The following is a 14,884-nucleotide window of genomic DNA, read 5'->3' as shown; positions in this document are numbered from 1 at the left end:
CATAAAACCCATACAAAATGGAAACAAAAGTAACATTCGCACCCCTGCTATCTATCAGGAACGGGGTTAGCGACCTTACATTTTACGCCAAAGCATTTAATGCTACCGAGGTAATGCGTTTCAGCAATGATGATGGCGCTTTGCATGTGGCAGAGCTTTCAATAAATGGCACCATTTTTCACGTACACGAACAAATGCCAAACCCGCATCTGTTTAGCCCTGATAAACATAACGGAACCACGGTAACCTTAGGCCTTTTTGTGGATGATGTACACGCTGTTTTTAACCAGGCTGTAGCAGCAGGCGCTGTCATCCTCTCGCCGGTGCAGGATTATGACTACGGCTACCGCCAGGGCGAACTACAGGACCCGTTTGGGCACCATTGGGTGATACAGAAAAAAATATAGTTGAGTAGGTTAAAGGCGAAAGGTTAAGGGTTAAAGGTTGAATATTTTTGATATACCCTTGCCTGGTAGTTTGCTCTTTAGCTTAACTTAAAAAAGTAGCTATCTTTGCGCCATGCGTTTTGACATTATCACTGTATTACCCGGTTTATTAGAAAGCCCTTTTGCTCATTCCATTTTACAGCGGGCACAAAGAAAAGGAATAACCGAAATACACGTCCATAACCTGCGCGAATACTCCACCGGGAAACAAAAAAGTGTTGATGATTATCCTTACGGCGGCGGCAGCGGTATGGTGATGACCATACAGCCTTTTGCAGCCTGCATTGAAAAACTGAAAGCTGAGCGTGAATATGATGAAGTGATATTTATGTCGCCCGATGGCGAAACGCTTAACCAGCCGATAGCCAACCAGCTCTCCGGCAAAAAAAACATCATTATACTTTGCGGCCACTATAAAGGCATAGATCAGCGCATCAGGGATCTTTTTGTTACCCGCGAGATTTCCATTGGCGATTATGTATTATCAGGCGGCGAACTGCCTGCGGCTGTTTTGGTAGATGCTATTGTAAGGCTGATACCGGGCGTTTTATCGGATGAAACCTCCGCTCTTTCAGATTCTTTTCAGGATGGACTGCTGGATGCCCCTGTATATACCCGCCCTGCCGACTGGAACGGCCACAAGGTGCCCGATATACTATTGAGCGGCAATACCCCCGAAGTTGAGAAATGGCGCTTTGAGCAGGCTGTAGAGCGCACCCGATTGCGCAGGCCCGATCTGCTGGGCGAATAGCCATACTGCAACCCGTATTGATTGATATGGCATTTTGTGCATTATGTTGGTAAAAAGTTAAATGTGGAAATTTTTAAATTGGGCTTTTATATATTAAAAAAAATCCCTATAATTGCAATCCGATTTTTACGGGCTAAAAATCGGCTTTAAGAGCTAAAAATCATGGATTTAGTAAAATTTGTTGAAGAACAATCAGTAGTAGTAAGACAACTTCCGACCTTTAAGGCTGGTGATACTGTAAGTGTACATTATAAGATCAGGGAAGGAAATAAAGAACGTATACAGGTTTACCAAGGTGTTGTTATACAACGTAACAGTACTGGTAACACTGAAACATTTACCGTTCGTAAAGTATCAAATGGAATTGGTGTTGAGCGTATTTTCCCTGTCAACTCTCCAAACATTGATAAAATTGAAGTGAACAGCTTTGGTAAAGTACGTCGTGCTAAGTTATATTACTTACGCGCACTAACTGGTAAAGCAGCTCGTATCAAGTCAAAAAGAGTTTAATTACAGTTACCCTGCTATCTTCAGGGCAATTGCAAAGATATTAAGCCTTTCCGGTTTTCCGGAGAGGCTTTTTTTCGTGAACTTATAGATAGCGATTTAAATTGCTGTTTTATAATTCCTCTATTTGCCAAAAACATCGGCATCACGAAAACAAAACAACCCCATGCTGCACCTTATTAGGATTAGTGTGAGATTGCTTTGCTATAGCGATAATGGTTTGGTATTACTTATAAAGGTTTAGCCAGGTAAGTTGCCAGTTGCATAATACTACCTGCTACTACGCCTATTTGCTGTTGTGCCTCGGTAAAGTTGCGCTGTTCAATGGCTTCCCTTATACCGGGCAGTGTTTTTACCCCATAGCCTGTATAAAAGCCCGGTGCATAAATAGTGTGCCTGTACCAGGGCCTGCGTGGTAAACCTTCGGCCGATAGCAATTGCTGTTCCGCATGGAAGAGTAACTTGTTCAGCTTATCCTTATCCGCATCGGTGGCTGATGCCGCCGTCCAGCTCAAAGCCAATTTATCTGCACTTTTCTTTAACGAATCCAAAGCTGTTTTTAAGGCAGAAAAATCAAGTTTGGGTACTTCTGCTTTTGCAACCGGTAATTGTTCGTGCTTGGTTGGGTCGGCAGCTATGGCATAATCATTTGATTTTATCAGCTGGTTATCCATCTCGGTATTCTCGCGCATCTTTTCAGCTAACTCGCTAACCTCTTTGGCGTATTTATCGAGGGTTTTATAAAGGCTGCGAAAATCAAACGGAAGCAGGTCGGCATCGGCCATCCGCAAAACAGCATGCCCTGTGGTTTGGGCAAGGGTTACACCATATTTAAAACCCGGATCTTTAAACCTTACGTAATCATCATACGAATCATAAATAGAGTGGTACTCGCCCCCGCCATCTTCACCGCCATAGCCCACATTTAAAGTTGGGATACCCAAATGTTGTAAAAAGGAAGAAAAATCAGATCCTGAACCTAAAGCTTCCAAACGGCTGCCTTTTCTTTCTAAAATTTCTTTTTTTGCTTTGGCAGATGAGGCGTCAACCAATTCATGTGCTTTAGCCCTGTCAAACACGCTAACGTTAGCCTGCGGGTCAATCACATTCTGCGCTATCTCATCAACAAACGTTTCTAATGCCTGCGAGCCGCCTGCGCCTAAAAACCCACGGCCGCTATCGTCCGAGTTAATATAAACAACCGCCTTTTCCTGCAATTCTTATCATGCCCCTCTGCATATTCTGTCGATCCTAACAAACCAGGTTCCTCGCCATCCCATGAGCAATAAACAATGGAACGCTTGGGCTTCCACCCCGTTTTAAGCAAATCGCCCAAGGCTTTGGCTTCATCCAGCATAGCCGATTGACCGCTTATCGGGTCGCTGGCACCATTTACCCAGGCATCATGGTGGTTACCGCGCATCACCCATTCTTCGGGGTATTGTGAACCTTTTATTTTGGCAATAATATCATAAGCGGGAACCATGTCCCAGTTAAATTCCATTTTTAAATGCACCATTGCCTTACCCGGGCCAACATGGTAAGTAAGGGGTAAGCCGCCCTGCCAGTCGCGCGGGGCAACAGTACCATCTAAAGCAGCCAAAAGCGGCTGTGCATCGTGATAGCTTATTGGCAGTACAGGGATCTTCAATATCGTTACGGCATCTTTTCTATCCAGGCGCTTAGCGTCCTTTGTGGCCCCCACGCCTGGCGTAAGCGGATCGCCGGGATAAATTACCATATCCATTACCGAACCCCGCTGAACACCGTATTCGCTCTTGTATGCGCCTTTAGGATACACTTCGCCAGCGGAGTAGCCATCATCCTTAGGATCGGAGTAAATGATACAGCCAATAGCCCCGTGCTCATAAGCTACTTTGGGTTTAATACCCCGCCATGAGCGGCCGTATTTGGCTATTACAATTTTCCCCTTCACATCAATACCTAATTTAGCCAGGGTTTCGTAATCATCAGGCAAACCATAATTTACAAAAACCAACTGCCCGGTTACATCACCATCCCCGCTCCAGGCATTATAGGTAGGCAGTTGATTGGCCTGGCCCGATGTTGCATCCTGTGCCAGTGCAGGTTCTTTAAGCAGTGCGGTATATTGGGTTGGGCCGGTAAGCTCCAGCAAGCGTGTTTTGGGTGTGGGGAAAAGCACGGTATAGGTTTCTATATGCGCATCAAGGCCGTAGCTTTTATATTTCTGTAATATTTTTTCGGCAACGGCTTTGCTCCCCGGTGAGCCAAGATTATGCGGGAAAGCGGAAAGCTCTTTAATGGTTTCGCCAATGTAAGGCGCGCTTAAGGAGGCATCAAAAGCCTGCTCGGCTTTTATTTCTTTTGCTGCCGATGCATCATTAAAACCTGTAATGCTTTTTTGCTGTGCCTGCGCTATGGCGGCTATTGCTATAAAACCAAGAGTAAGTGTTTTTTTCATTTCCGGGGATGATGGTATCCCGTGAAATTAGCGAATTTGCGATAGATTGACAAATGGCAATTGCGGGCATAACAACAGTATTCGCATAACCGTGAATAGCCCGCAATAGCTGATTATAGCTCCTTAACAAAATCGAGCATGGCCTGCCCGGGGTCTGCTTGTTTCATAAAATTTTCTCCAATTAAAAACCCATTGAAACCGGCAAGTTTTAGTTGCTTAATGGTTTCAGGATTGCTGATGGCACTCTCAGAGATCTTTAAAAATTCAGCAGGAATATGTTCCGCTAAGCGGTATGATGTTTCTACAGATACCGTAAAATCAGCCAGGTTACGGTTATTTACGCCGATGGCATCTAAATTTGGATTGATGCTTCGCTCCAGTTCCTCCAGGTTATGCACTTCAAGCAAAACATTTAAATCAAGGCTTTTTGCCAGCGATGCCAACGTCTGGATCTCATCAGGGGTAAGGATAGCCGCGATCAGCAAAATAATATCGGCCCCTAATGATTTGGCTTCAATTACCTGGTATTCGTCAATCATAAAATCCTTACGCAAAACCGGTATGGTATTGGCCTGCCTTGCTGCTAACAAATCGGCTTTTTTACCCATAAAAAAATCACGATCGGTTAATACTGACAGCGCCGAGGCCCCAGCTTCGGCATAGCCATTGGTAACTGCCTTTACACTTACCTTATCATTAATGATCCCTTTTGAGGGCGACTTGCGCTTAAACTCGGCAATTATGCCGGTGCGCAGCGGATCGAGCAAAAACTGTTTAAAAGAATAACAATCGCGCTGAAACAAGTCTGATTCTTCCAGCTTGGTATATGAAGTACGCTTTTTTGCTGCCTGTACCTCGCGTTTTTTATTGATAACTATTTTATCGAGTATGTTCATTGTTAAAGTCATTGGTCATTGGGTCATTGGTCATTTCTTTTTGGGCAAACCAATACGCAATCCTTATTAAAAACTTTTATTTAAGCCACAACCTTGTTTAAAACAGGTGCTAACCAGTTCTGCATCATTTCTTTTCCAAACTCGGTTAATATTGATTCCGGGTGAAACTGTACCCCGCGCACATCATATTCCTTATGCCTTAATGCCATTACAGAATTGTCGGCCTCATCAATAGCGGTTACTGTTAATATATCGGGCAGGGAATTGCCATCAACTACCCAGGAGTGGTAGCGCCCTACTTTAAAACTTTGGGGCAGGCCGGTAAATAGCTTCTCGTTTGCATCCGTCACTTTTATAGGTGTGGCTATACCATGCATTGGCTGGCTAAGATTATACAACTGCCCGCCAAAAACTTCGGCAATGGCCTGCTGGCCAAGGCATACGCCAAATATGCTTTTTGTTGCAGCGTACTTTTCAATTGCCTGCAATAGTAAACCCGCCTCGCTCGGAATGCCTGGCCCCGGCGAAAGGATGATCCGATCATAAGCATCAACATCTTCAATGCTAAACTTATCGTTTCTCCATACATCACATTGCATACCTATTTCATTCACCAAATGCACCAGGTTGTAGGTAAAGGAATCATAGTTATCTATGATCAGTATATTTTTATTCTTTTCCATTTTATAGTTCCTCCGCCATTTCAATAGCTTTTCTTAATGCAGCTATTTTGTTGTCAACTTCTTTTAATTCGCTTTCGGCTATTGATCCTGCTACAATCCCGGCACCGGCCTGGTAATGCAGCGTATTGTTTTTGCTTAAAAACGACCGGATCATAATGGCATGGTTAAAATCGCCGTTAAAACCCAGGAAACCAATTGCGCCGCTGTAAAAGCTGCGTTTTGTTTTTTCGTTTTCGTCAATGATCTCCATTGCGCGGTATTTTGGTGCGCCGCTTAAGGTACCAGCCGGGTAAGTATCAGCCACTACTTTAAATGACGACACGCCTGGCAGCAGTTTTCCGCTCACGTGCGACACTAAGTGGATTAGGTGTGAATAGTATTGTACTTCCTTAAATGCTTTCACCTCAACCCCGCCACAGTGGCGGCTCAGGTCATTACGTGCCAGGTCAACTAACATCACGTGCTCGGCCGACTCTTTTGGGTCATTCTCCAGGGCACGTGCTATCTCGGCATCCTTTTCATCATCGCCGCTGCGTTTAAATGTGCCGGCAATAGGAAATATACTTGCAACCCCGGCTTTCACTGTGATCTGCGCCTCCGGCGATGAGCCGAAGATCCTGAAATCGCCGTAATCAAAATAGAACAGGTATGGTGAAGGGTTTATAGAACGTAAAGAACGGTATACATTAAACTCATCGCCCAAAAACTTTTTAGAGAATCCTCTTGAAGGCACGATCTGGAAAACATCGCCGCGGTAAATGTGCTGTTTCATTTTTTCAACAACGGCTATAAACTCCTCGTTGGTTAGGTTTGATTGTTCGGCGTCCTTGCTTTCAAAGCCGTACTCCGGGAAGTTTTTGTTCCTTATCAGGTCGGCTACTTTTTCGAGGCCGTTATTTTCGGCTTCGCCATCGGGTTGGTTATGAAAAATATACAGCTCATTTTTAAAGTGATCAATTGCGATTATATACCGGTAAATATGGTATTGCATCACCGGGATCTTCCGGCTGGTATCATCAGTCTTTTTTAGTTGAATGGTTTCAAAATGCTCAACTGCCTCGTGTGTAAAATAGCCGAACAAACCGTTGGATATTATTTTAGACGGATTAACATTGGTTTCAAAATCACCAATGTATTCATTAATTTTAGTGATCAGGTCAAACTCACCGGCTGCATTGTTTTCTTCGGTACCATCCGGATAGGTGATCTTCAATTCGCCGTTGTTTAAAACAAACCCGCTGATAGGTTCGCAGCAAACATAGCTCAGGCTATTTTCACGGCTATGATAGTCAGAACTTTCTAACAGCAGCGAATTGGGGAACACATCGCGCAGGCGTAAATAGATGCTTACCGGGGTAGTGGTATCGGCAAGCATTTTTTTATGGGTGGTTATAATTTTATACTTCTTCATATTCTATTTTAAAAATTCCTCAAAAACAAAAAAACCCAGCGAATGAGGTTCGCCGGGTTTCCTATTTAGGTTTACAATTGATTAATCGTTCAGATCAAAAACATCACCGGCTGCCAAACTTAATTGGTGCCACCAGCTGTTATTATGATTGATTTTGATCATTGCGGTCACAAATTTATAAAGAAAATTGAATTAGCAAATTTTTTCTGCACTTTTTTATCATTATGAGCCTAAAACAGGCAAATGACCGGCCACTATTGCGCCCACAATTACCAAAAGAGCTATAATATAGAATATTGCAGTGGTTTTGTACTTCGCCTCGGCCAGGGTTTTCTTTTTTGATTTACTGTACCCTACGGTAATTAATGCGATTGCTATTACCATCATCACCCAATGTTCAACGGTAAAATAGCGAGTGGTTTCGTTTTTCATGGTACCGCTGTTAAACTGAACCAGCGGGCTTACAAAGTATAATACGATACCGATCAGTAATTGCGTATGTGCCGATATCAGGGCAAAAAGGTTAAGCTTACGGCTGGTTTCGGTGTAGGGTTTTTTACCAAACCAACCTATTAATGATTGAATAATGGCAACTAATAAAAGTATAAAAACAATATACCTGAAACCCGAGTGAAGCTCTTTAATAAAGAAATACATAATGAAGGATAAATTTTATCCGAATATACAATGAATATTTTTTATTAAAAGCGCAATTGCATATGCCTAACAGCAAAATAAAAAAAATGACTTAAGGCTTGCCGAATGCCAATCAGGCAGTTTCGCTCAATGGCGGGATAGACTTATGTTCGGGATTAATATGCGCTTTTTCCTTTTTTGCGAAAAGGGTTTTAGCTTTATCCCACAAGCCAATTACTGTATCTTCGCTGATGAACCGGGAGGCCCTTTGCGAAGCAACACTTACCAATGTCTTTATCAGGAAATTTGAATGCCTGAAAAGCGTTTTATTTAAAGTAAACGGTAAAACTATGCGCGATACTAAACCAAAAATATCCTGCTCAAAAAAACCTTTACTGGCCTCGCCACCTTTATTACCGGATTTTGGAAACAAAGAATAAAAAGTTGAAAACACTGCACTCAAGTTTTTAAAGCGTTCGCCAAGGGCTATACTCTGCTCCTGCTCTATACCTTTAAGGCGTAAAATTTCACCTCTTAAGTCATCTACGTTTTTAATAGAAATATCCATTATACTTAGTTTTTAAAAATTTTATGGATAAATGCATTAACTATTGGCTTCTCAAGCGCATGCCTGTTATATTTAACAGCAAATGCAATTATCAGGTAAATTAAGGCTACGCATCCAAAGCCCATCCAATAAGAGTTTAATACCTGTGCTAAATAAAAGGCAAGTGTAAAACTGGCAAATATGAAAGCTAATACCATGCTTACAATAACAGCAATATCGGCAATAATACCGGCTGCAATAGACGAGCCGCCTTCAATAGCCTGGTATTTTGCAAGCTTTATACGTGTTTCAGCATATTCCTTAAGCTGATCAATAATTGGTGGTGGCGTATCTTTTTTGGCTTCCATATAATTTGGTTTAGTTTTAGTGGTTAGTATGGAGTTATACAGAAATTCAATATAACTCCGTACCAACAACCGTTAACTTATGTTATGCGTGCTCCAGGTCGTCCTGGTATTCTTCTTCAGCACTATTAATCTTTGATTTAATGTTATCTACTACTTTATCTTTTAAATTTAAAAGATTGTCAATTTCAGCTGCGGCGGTTTCTTTTATTGAATCACCCAGATTTTTTAATGAGTCGGCTAATTTATCACGAGTTTCGTTGCCTTTGTCTGGTGCAAATAATACGCCTAAAGCTGCTCCTGCCGCCAGCCCTACAAGCAATGCGACAAATACTTTTGAGTTATCGTTCATATACTATAAATTTTTAAGTTGGTTAATTGTTTTAATTATGATTAAATATCTTGCCAATTGTTACTAACGGACTTTTTGTCCTTCAATTGCGTTTTGTTTTTCAAAGATCGCGCCAGTTAATCCCATTTACAAATATTTATCTGTCAAATCAGGTTTCGGGGCTGGTTCTTATCCGCTCCAGGCGATCGGCCGCCATCCGGTTAGTTTCATATATCTCCAATAATAACAAAAAGTAGGATAATAATAGCGGCCCGAACACCAATCCAAGGATCCCAAATAAAGGTATACCTATAAAAACACCTATAATTGATATGATGGGATGTGTATTAGCTACCCTGCGGTTAATGATCATCCTCAATACATTGTCAACATTACCTATAAACAGTAAGCCGTAAGCAAGCAATAAAATGCCCTTTACATTATGCCCGGTTGCAAACAAAATAATACTGGCAGGTATGGTAAGCGTTGGCGCACCTACTACCGGTAAAAAAGATATAAAGGCACCTATCACCCCCCAAAATATAGCATCGGGTATACCAAATGCATAAAAACCCATAGCTAACAATGTTCCCTGTGTCATTGCTATTAACCCCTGCCCCAATACATTGGAGTAGGTTGAGTTACGCAGCGCTACAGCAAACTTTATGGCATGCTGCTCGCGGAAGGGGGCATATTTTAACAGTGCAGTTTCAAACTCCCTTATCTGCGTAAACATAAAGTATAGCAAAAAGTACATTACCAGCAAAGTGATAAGAATATTGGCCGCACTACCCAAAATTGAAGGGAACAGATCTGTTGCATACGACCCCAACTTTTGCATGGTATTTTCGGCAATGTGGGGCTGGTTAAAATTATAGCCCGCGTAATCGTCTATCTTTGATACCCACTCCTGGATATTAAAAGTATCGCGGTTTAGTCCCGAAATTTTATTAACCACCATAATGCTTAATGACATCATAGGGATAACGATTACGATAAGTGATATTAAAATTATAATTAAGGCCGCGAGCGATTTGCTCCACCCCTTTTTTTCAACCATGAGCAGGTAAAATGGCCTAAAAATAGTGAACAATACAATGGCGCCAAGAATAGAGCTGAATAAGCCGCTTAATGCATATAACAGGAAGCACCCCAGGATTATAATACCTGCAAGTATGATGTTATTGCGCTGCTTATAATTAAAGATTGACATTAAGGCTTAAATTATAATTATTAACCTGAAAAAGGGCAAAAAGTTTTCTGCAAATAAGAATATTAACTGCTGAATTGACCGGATTATTATACGGGAAGGGCTTTATAATGACTGATTAATTGCTAACCAGTTTTATTCATTTTCCTTTAAAAGACTGTCGATTTTAGCCGAACTGAGGGAGATAGAATCCAGGTAAAAAACGCAGTCGGCAGATGGATCGGGGATCTCGTATCGCAGCTGCTCAACGGCAAGGTAAATATTTGAAAGCTGATTTTTTACATCATGTTTTAAGGCCCGCAAGGCTTCGTTATTAATGCCTTTTTTAGGCTGTGCTTTTTCTTTTGCGGGTGCTTTCATTTTTACTTGATATTAATGGCCTTCATTTTATTATACAAAGTTTTACGGTCAATGTTCAATATTTCTGCAGCGCGGGTTTTATTGAAGTTAACTTCGCGTAAAACTTTTAATATGGTTTCGTATTCGGCTTCAAGGGCGGCATTTTTAAGGTCATGCCTGTTCTCCTTTATTTCCTGCAACTCAGCAATCGGTGCGTAATCATAAGTGGGTACTTTAAAGTTCGATATCTCGAGCGGTAAAGCTTTCATCGTTATCTCATTGCCTTCGGTAAGCAATGTGGCCCGCCTTACAACATTTTTCATCTCGCGGATGTTTCCCTGCCAGCGGTAATTCATAAAACTGTCAATCACCTCTGGCGAAAAGTTGGTAACATTACGCCCAAGTTCATGATTGGCTATTTTTAAAAAGTGATGGGCGAGCAGCATAATATCTCCTCCGCGTTCGCGCAGGGGCGGTATATATATGCTAAACTCATTAAACCGATGGTAAAGGTCTTCCCTGAACTTTCCCCGCTGAATACCATCTACCAGGTTCTCGTTGGTTGCTATAATTATACGTACATCAAGGCTTATCTCTTTTGTACTGCCAATTCTTTTTACTTTTCTTTCCTGCACGGTTCTAAGCAGGGCAGCCTGGATCTCGTAGGATAGGTTACCTACCTCATCTAAAAACAAAGTACCGCCATTGGCCATTTCAAAGTGCCCAATTTTGGTATAAAGCGCACCGGTAAATGATCCCTTTTCGTGGCCAAAAAATTCGCTGGCCGCTAATTCTTTGGTAAGCGATCCGCAATCCATTGCTATAAATGGCTGGTTATGTCTCGGGCTGTTTATATGGATACTTTTAGCAACCGATTCTTTACCGGTACCGCTCTCACCTAAAATAATTACGCTGTAATTGGTAGGGGCAACAAGCTCTATCTGCCTCATTAAATCCTTTGATACCTTGCTGGTACCTAAAACAAACTCATTGGCAAGCGCCTGTCTTTTACTTTCTTTTGATGATCTGTCGCTTGTATTGGTGTTGGTATTAGTAGTTTCGGGCCTGTCCTCAACCAAAGCATAATGTGTTTCAATAGCCTTGGTTATGGTAGTTAATATTTCATCCGGATATAGGGGTTTGGTAATGTAATCATAAGCGCCCATCTTAATCAGCTCAACTGCCATTTTAATATCAGAGTAGCCGGTAATTATAATTACTCCGGTTTGCGGATATTGTGTTTTAATGTTTTTAAGCATTTCGCGGCCATCGGTATCCTCCAGCCTGAAATCACATAATACAAGGTTATAATTCCCGTTCTTAAGGTATTCCATACCAATGGTACCGGTTGATGCTGTGGTAACATCAAACCCATTACGCGCTAAAAACTTTGAAAGTAATAGCGCAACATTAACTTCATCATCAATGATGAGTATTTTCTTCATACCAGATACTACTATAATTTTTTAGGGGATTTATTGCATGTTAATTAAACATACCGGTCCGCTAATTTATAAATTTAATACCATGATACGTTTTTGAGCACTAAAAAGTTCTGAAAACAAAAAAAAGGAGGCCATAAGCCTCCTTTTTTTATTTAACCATAGGTAGAAATTACTTATTTAGTAGAAAACGCGTAAGCAACACGCAAACCAACAAAGTTTACTTTGTCTTCGTAAATTCCGCTGTTAAATTTGGTTGATGCTTCGTACCTAACACCTGCATCAATGTAGTTTTTACCGCCTAAAGCAAACTGGTAACCTATTTGTGGTGCGTATACAAATGCTGCTGATTTATCATCGCCTAAATCAGATTTGTTTAATAAAAATGCTACACCAGCTTCGCCCTTTACGTAAAAGTGAGGAACGATAAAGTATTTTAAACCTGCTTTTACCGGTAATAACTGGATGTTTGTTGCATCAATACCTGTTCCGTCGATATTCTTTTTGCCAAAAACATTGTTATAACCTGCGTTAACAGTAACAAATAAATTTTGTGCAACAGGAATATCAGCCTGTACCGAACCACCAAGGTTCCAGTTGTAATTGTTTGATAATTTTCCGGTAGGAAGGCCACCATCAACGCCTATGCTCCAAACTATGCCGTTTGATGAAGTTGTAGTAGAAGTTGTTGTTGGGGTACTTGTTTGTGCTTGTGCACCAAAGGCTAAACCTGCAAATGCTGCAACTAATGCTGAGATTTTTAATGTACTTTTCATGACTATATGTGTTATTATTTCGTTGTGTTTTTGTTAACACGAAGCAAAGTAACATCACAAAAAAAAATTATTTTTCATCCTATTGTCACGATTGTTCAATCGATTGATTAACAGTAAATTAATTTTTGACCAATAAGGATAAATAGTCAGCCCTGTGTAATAATCAGGTTAAAAGCCTTTAAAGTCAGGTTTTCGTTTTTCTAAAAAGGCAGCTACACCTTCTTTAAAATCGGCCGTTCCAAAGCAGTTGGCAAACTCATTTATTTCTACTTCAAAACCATTAACGCCATCTTTTGCAGCAGCATTAACCGCCGTTATGGCCGATGCTATGGCCAATGGCGCGCGTAAAAGAATCTTATTTAATATCTCTTCGGCCTTGTTAAGCAGTTCTTCCGGACTGGTTACATGGTTTACCAGGCCATATTGTTGCGCCTCGGCAGCGGTTATCATGTCGGCAGTCATAATCATTTCAAGGGCCTTGCCCTTACCTATTAATTGCGTTAAACGCTGGGTACCGCCATAGCCGGGCATCAGGCCTAAAGTAACTTCGGGTAAGCCCATTTTTGCATTAGCCGATGCTACACGGATATGGCAGGCCATAGCCAGCTCCAAGCCGCCGCCCAATGCAAAACCATTTACAGCGGCAATTACGGGTTTATTTCCGTTAGCTATCAAATCAAAAACGGTGATTTGCCCGTTTCTTGCCAGCTGCCTGCCACCATCGGCATCAAGGCCTGCAAATTCCGAAATATCAGCCCCGGCAACAAAAGCTTTCGGCCCTGCCCCGGTTATTATTATACCGCCAATGCCGGGGTTATGGAAAGCATCATAAAAAGCGGTATGCAATTCGGCAAGGGTGGCTTTGTTCAATGCATTCAGCTTGCTTTCGCGGTTAATGATAATATACTGTATGCGCCCTTTATTTTCTATCAGTAAATTCTGGAATAACATGATCGGTCTTGGTTTAAAAATTCCGGTGCTGGTGCACCCAATCGGTTATATATTTAACAATATCCTGCGTGCTGGTTCCCGGCGGAAAAAGCTCGCCAACGCCAATAGTTTTAAGCTCGTCCATGTCATCCTGCGGAATAATGCCGCCACCTGTAACCAGCACATCGTCCATTTCTTTTTGCTTAATCAAATTCATGATCTTCGGAAAAACGGTCATGTGTGCACCTGAAAGTATGGAGATGCCAATGGCATCCACATCCTCCTGCAAGGCGGTATTCACCACCATTTCTGGTGTTTGACGCAGGCCGGTATAAATCACTTCCATCCCTGCATCACGCAGCGAGGTGGCAATAATGCGTGCGCCACGGTCGTGCCCGTCAAGCCCAACCTTAGCAACTAAAACACGGATAGGGCGGTTAAAGGTATTGCTCATAATTTATTCGAAGCTAAAAAACTCTATTAACGTTTCGCATACTTGTTTGCAAGTTTTTTCGTCCATTACACCAAGCTTTTTTACTAATCTTTGTTTTGAAACAGAACGGATATGATCCAAAGCAATTTGCCCTGTTTTATTTTGAAAGATACAATTTATACGATGAGGATATGGCTTTATTGCCGATGTCATGGCGGTTACGGTAACCGTTGCCAATAATCCGTTAACTTCATTAGGAGATATTACAAGGTATGGCCGCGTTTTACTAATTTCGCTTCCTACAACCGGGTTTAAGTCAACCAGCCAAACTTCAAAGCGTTTAATTACCATTGCCATTCCTTATCGCTTATTTCATCATTAAAACCTTCCAATAACTCAGTATCTGGCTTGTGCCCTTCATTTATTGCAGTTGTTAACTGCTCTTTCCATCCTGTTCTCGCTTTCTTTTTTGATTTGATGAGAATACCATCAGCTGTAGGGTCGATCTCGATATTATTGGATAACTCGTATTGCTGAATAAGTGATTTAGGAATCCGGATACCAAAAGAATTACCGATTTTAATGAGTTTTGTTTCCATATTACCAAAGTTAGCACAATGTAATTACATCCGCTAATTTTTGTGCTAATTGTGTGAATGATGTGTAATTGTGTGAAAATGTGTGACCCATTTCACATTTCTAAAGGTAATATGTACTTACAGGTGTGAAATTTTGTGT

The 14,884-nt window shown here is 41.5% G+C and carries 20 protein-coding genes; 3 read left to right on the top strand and 17 right to left on the bottom strand.

Going from position 1 to position 14,884, the window contains the following annotated elements:
* Nucleotides 1-17 precede the first annotated feature (17 nt).
* The 3 genes from ACQY4U_RS03810 to rplS all read left to right on the top strand — a co-directional run bounded on the left by ACQY4U_RS03810 (nucleotide 18) and on the right by rplS (nucleotide 1,707).
* The gene (locus ACQY4U_RS03810; RefSeq protein WP_428328048.1) at nucleotides 18-407 is read left to right on the top strand and encodes a VOC family protein; all 390 of its coding nucleotides are present in this window, start codon (nucleotides 18-20) and stop codon (nucleotides 405-407) included.
* A gap of 112 nt (nucleotides 408-519) precedes the next feature.
* On the top strand, nucleotides 520-1,197 hold the full coding sequence (trmD, locus tag ACQY4U_RS03805) for a tRNA (guanosine(37)-N1)-methyltransferase TrmD (protein WP_428328047.1): 678 nt from the start codon (nucleotides 520-522) through the stop codon (nucleotides 1,195-1,197).
* 162 nt (nucleotides 1,198-1,359) lie between these two features.
* Complete coding sequence (rplS, locus tag ACQY4U_RS03800) at nucleotides 1,360-1,707, top strand: 50S ribosomal protein L19 (RefSeq protein WP_428328046.1); 348 nt, start codon at nucleotides 1,360-1,362, stop codon at nucleotides 1,705-1,707.
* Nucleotides 1,708-1,934: 227 nt separating this feature from the next.
* Here rplS and ACQY4U_RS03795 read toward each other — a convergent pair whose 3' ends face one another.
* The 17 genes from ACQY4U_RS03795 to ACQY4U_RS03715 form a co-directional block, all read right to left on the bottom strand.
* Entirely contained in the window at nucleotides 1,935-2,921 is a 987-nt protein-coding gene (locus ACQY4U_RS03795) for a transferrin receptor-like dimerization domain-containing protein (RefSeq protein ID WP_428328045.1), read from the bottom strand.
* Nucleotides 2,864-4,147: a M28 family peptidase gene (locus ACQY4U_RS03790; protein ID WP_428328044.1), complete on the bottom strand. Its 1,284-nt coding sequence runs from the start codon at nucleotides 4,145-4,147 to the stop codon at nucleotides 2,864-2,866. The genes ACQY4U_RS03795 and ACQY4U_RS03790 overlap by 58 nt, the downstream gene beginning before the upstream one ends.
* A 113-nt stretch (nucleotides 4,148-4,260) precedes the next feature.
* The gene (trpC, locus tag ACQY4U_RS03785; RefSeq protein ID WP_428328043.1) at nucleotides 4,261-5,043 is read right to left on the bottom strand and encodes an indole-3-glycerol phosphate synthase TrpC; all 783 of its coding nucleotides are present in this window, start codon (nucleotides 5,041-5,043) and stop codon (nucleotides 4,261-4,263) included.
* A gap of 80 nt (nucleotides 5,044-5,123) precedes the next feature.
* On the bottom strand, nucleotides 5,124-5,726 hold the full coding sequence (locus ACQY4U_RS03780) for an anthranilate synthase component II (RefSeq protein WP_428328042.1): 603 nt from the start codon (nucleotides 5,724-5,726) through the stop codon (nucleotides 5,124-5,126).
* 1 nt (nucleotide 5,727) lies between these two features.
* Nucleotides 5,728-7,137, bottom strand: coding sequence for an anthranilate synthase component I family protein (locus ACQY4U_RS03775; RefSeq protein WP_428328041.1), 1,410 nt, complete (start codon nucleotides 7,135-7,137; stop codon nucleotides 5,728-5,730).
* 222 nt (nucleotides 7,138-7,359) lie between these two features.
* Nucleotides 7,360-7,794 carry a cytochrome B gene (locus ACQY4U_RS03770; RefSeq protein ID WP_428328040.1) on the bottom strand — a complete coding sequence of 145 codons (435 nt, stop codon included), beginning with the start codon at nucleotides 7,792-7,794 and terminating at the stop codon, nucleotides 7,360-7,362.
* A 112-nt stretch (nucleotides 7,795-7,906) separates the two neighbouring features.
* Nucleotides 7,907-8,341 carry a hypothetical protein gene (locus tag ACQY4U_RS03765; RefSeq protein WP_428328039.1) on the bottom strand — a complete coding sequence of 145 codons (435 nt, stop codon included), beginning with the start codon at nucleotides 8,339-8,341 and terminating at the stop codon, nucleotides 7,907-7,909.
* 5 nt (nucleotides 8,342-8,346) lie between these two features.
* The gene (locus ACQY4U_RS03760; RefSeq protein WP_428328038.1) at nucleotides 8,347-8,688 is read right to left on the bottom strand and encodes a phage holin family protein; all 342 of its coding nucleotides are present in this window, start codon (nucleotides 8,686-8,688) and stop codon (nucleotides 8,347-8,349) included.
* A gap of 82 nt (nucleotides 8,689-8,770) precedes the next feature.
* Complete coding sequence (locus ACQY4U_RS03755; protein WP_428328037.1) at nucleotides 8,771-9,037, bottom strand: YtxH domain-containing protein; 267 nt, start codon at nucleotides 9,035-9,037, stop codon at nucleotides 8,771-8,773.
* 148 nt (nucleotides 9,038-9,185) lie between these two features.
* A complete protein-coding gene (locus ACQY4U_RS03750; protein WP_428328036.1) occupies nucleotides 9,186-10,229 on the bottom strand; it encodes an AI-2E family transporter in 1,044 nt (347 codons plus the stop codon).
* Between the two features lie 132 nt (nucleotides 10,230-10,361).
* The gene (locus ACQY4U_RS03745) at nucleotides 10,362-10,586 is read right to left on the bottom strand and encodes a hypothetical protein (RefSeq protein WP_428328035.1); all 225 of its coding nucleotides are present in this window, start codon (nucleotides 10,584-10,586) and stop codon (nucleotides 10,362-10,364) included.
* Nucleotides 10,587-10,588: 2 nt separating this feature from the next.
* The gene (locus ACQY4U_RS03740) at nucleotides 10,589-12,010 is read right to left on the bottom strand and encodes a sigma-54-dependent transcriptional regulator (protein WP_428328034.1); all 1,422 of its coding nucleotides are present in this window, start codon (nucleotides 12,008-12,010) and stop codon (nucleotides 10,589-10,591) included.
* Between the two features lie 173 nt (nucleotides 12,011-12,183).
* Complete coding sequence (locus ACQY4U_RS03735) at nucleotides 12,184-12,783, bottom strand: outer membrane beta-barrel protein (RefSeq protein ID WP_428328033.1); 600 nt, start codon at nucleotides 12,781-12,783, stop codon at nucleotides 12,184-12,186.
* A 168-nt stretch (nucleotides 12,784-12,951) separates the two neighbouring features.
* Nucleotides 12,952-13,734: an enoyl-CoA hydratase/isomerase family protein gene (locus ACQY4U_RS03730; protein WP_428328032.1), complete on the bottom strand. Its 783-nt coding sequence runs from the start codon at nucleotides 13,732-13,734 to the stop codon at nucleotides 12,952-12,954.
* Between the two features lie 13 nt (nucleotides 13,735-13,747).
* Nucleotides 13,748-14,167, bottom strand: coding sequence for a cobalamin B12-binding domain-containing protein (locus tag ACQY4U_RS03725; protein WP_428328031.1), 420 nt, complete (start codon nucleotides 14,165-14,167; stop codon nucleotides 13,748-13,750).
* Between the two features lie 3 nt (nucleotides 14,168-14,170).
* Entirely contained in the window at nucleotides 14,171-14,503 is a 333-nt protein-coding gene (locus tag ACQY4U_RS03720) for a type II toxin-antitoxin system PemK/MazF family toxin (protein ID WP_428328030.1), read from the bottom strand.
* Nucleotides 14,491-14,745 (bottom strand): AbrB/MazE/SpoVT family DNA-binding domain-containing protein, encoded by a 255-nt coding sequence (locus ACQY4U_RS03715; protein ID WP_428328029.1) that lies wholly within the window; start codon nucleotides 14,743-14,745, stop codon nucleotides 14,491-14,493. The genes ACQY4U_RS03720 and ACQY4U_RS03715 overlap by 13 nt, the downstream gene beginning before the upstream one ends.
* Nucleotides 14,746-14,884: the final 139 nt, after the last annotated feature.

The organism is Mucilaginibacter sp. (assembly GCF_965277465.1).
Taxonomy (GTDB): Bacteria; Bacteroidota; Bacteroidia; order Sphingobacteriales; family Sphingobacteriaceae; genus Mucilaginibacter.
This window is presented reverse-complemented; position numbering and strand designations above follow the sequence as displayed.

Coding starts and splice junctions, on each gene's coding strand:
- ACQY4U_RS03780 (WP_428328042.1), bottom strand. CDS start 5,726: ATGGAAAAGAATAAAAATATACTGATCATAGATAACTATGATTCCTTT.
- ACQY4U_RS03760 (WP_428328038.1), bottom strand. CDS start 8,688: ATGGAAGCCAAAAAAGATACGCCACCACCAATTATTGATCAGCTTAAG.
- ACQY4U_RS03770 (WP_428328040.1), bottom strand. CDS start 7,794: ATGTATTTCTTTATTAAAGAGCTTCACTCGGGTTTCAGGTATATTGTT.
- rplS (WP_428328046.1), top strand. CDS start 1,360: ATGGATTTAGTAAAATTTGTTGAAGAACAATCAGTAGTAGTAAGACAA.
- ACQY4U_RS03755 (WP_428328037.1), bottom strand. CDS start 9,037: ATGAACGATAACTCAAAAGTATTTGTCGCATTGCTTGTAGGGCTGGCG.
- ACQY4U_RS03720 (WP_428328030.1), bottom strand. CDS start 14,503: ATGGCAATGGTAATTAAACGCTTTGAAGTTTGGCTGGTTGACTTAAAC.
- ACQY4U_RS03775 (WP_428328041.1), bottom strand. CDS start 7,137: ATGAAGAAGTATAAAATTATAACCACCCATAAAAAAATGCTTGCCGAT.
- ACQY4U_RS03735 (WP_428328033.1), bottom strand. CDS start 12,783: ATGAAAAGTACATTAAAAATCTCAGCATTAGTTGCAGCATTTGCAGGT.
- trmD (WP_428328047.1), top strand. CDS start 520: ATGCGTTTTGACATTATCACTGTATTACCCGGTTTATTAGAAAGCCCT.
- trpC (WP_428328043.1), bottom strand. CDS start 5,043: ATGAACATACTCGATAAAATAGTTATCAATAAAAAACGCGAGGTACAG.
- ACQY4U_RS03730 (WP_428328032.1), bottom strand. CDS start 13,734: ATGTTATTCCAGAATTTACTGATAGAAAATAAAGGGCGCATACAGTAT.
- ACQY4U_RS03810 (WP_428328048.1), top strand. CDS start 18: ATGGAAACAAAAGTAACATTCGCACCCCTGCTATCTATCAGGAACGGG.
- ACQY4U_RS03740 (WP_428328034.1), bottom strand. CDS start 12,010: ATGAAGAAAATACTCATCATTGATGATGAAGTTAATGTTGCGCTATTA.
- ACQY4U_RS03745 (WP_428328035.1), bottom strand. CDS start 10,586: ATGAAAGCACCCGCAAAAGAAAAAGCACAGCCTAAAAAAGGCATTAAT.
- ACQY4U_RS03715 (WP_428328029.1), bottom strand. CDS start 14,745: ATGGAAACAAAACTCATTAAAATCGGTAATTCTTTTGGTATCCGGATT.
- ACQY4U_RS03750 (WP_428328036.1), bottom strand. CDS start 10,229: ATGTCAATCTTTAATTATAAGCAGCGCAATAACATCATACTTGCAGGT.
- ACQY4U_RS03725 (WP_428328031.1), bottom strand. CDS start 14,167: ATGAGCAATACCTTTAACCGCCCTATCCGTGTTTTAGTTGCTAAGGTT.
- ACQY4U_RS03765 (WP_428328039.1), bottom strand. CDS start 8,341: ATGGATATTTCTATTAAAAACGTAGATGACTTAAGAGGTGAAATTTTA.
- ACQY4U_RS03790 (WP_428328044.1), bottom strand. CDS start 4,147: ATGAAAAAAACACTTACTCTTGGTTTTATAGCAATAGCCGCCATAGCG.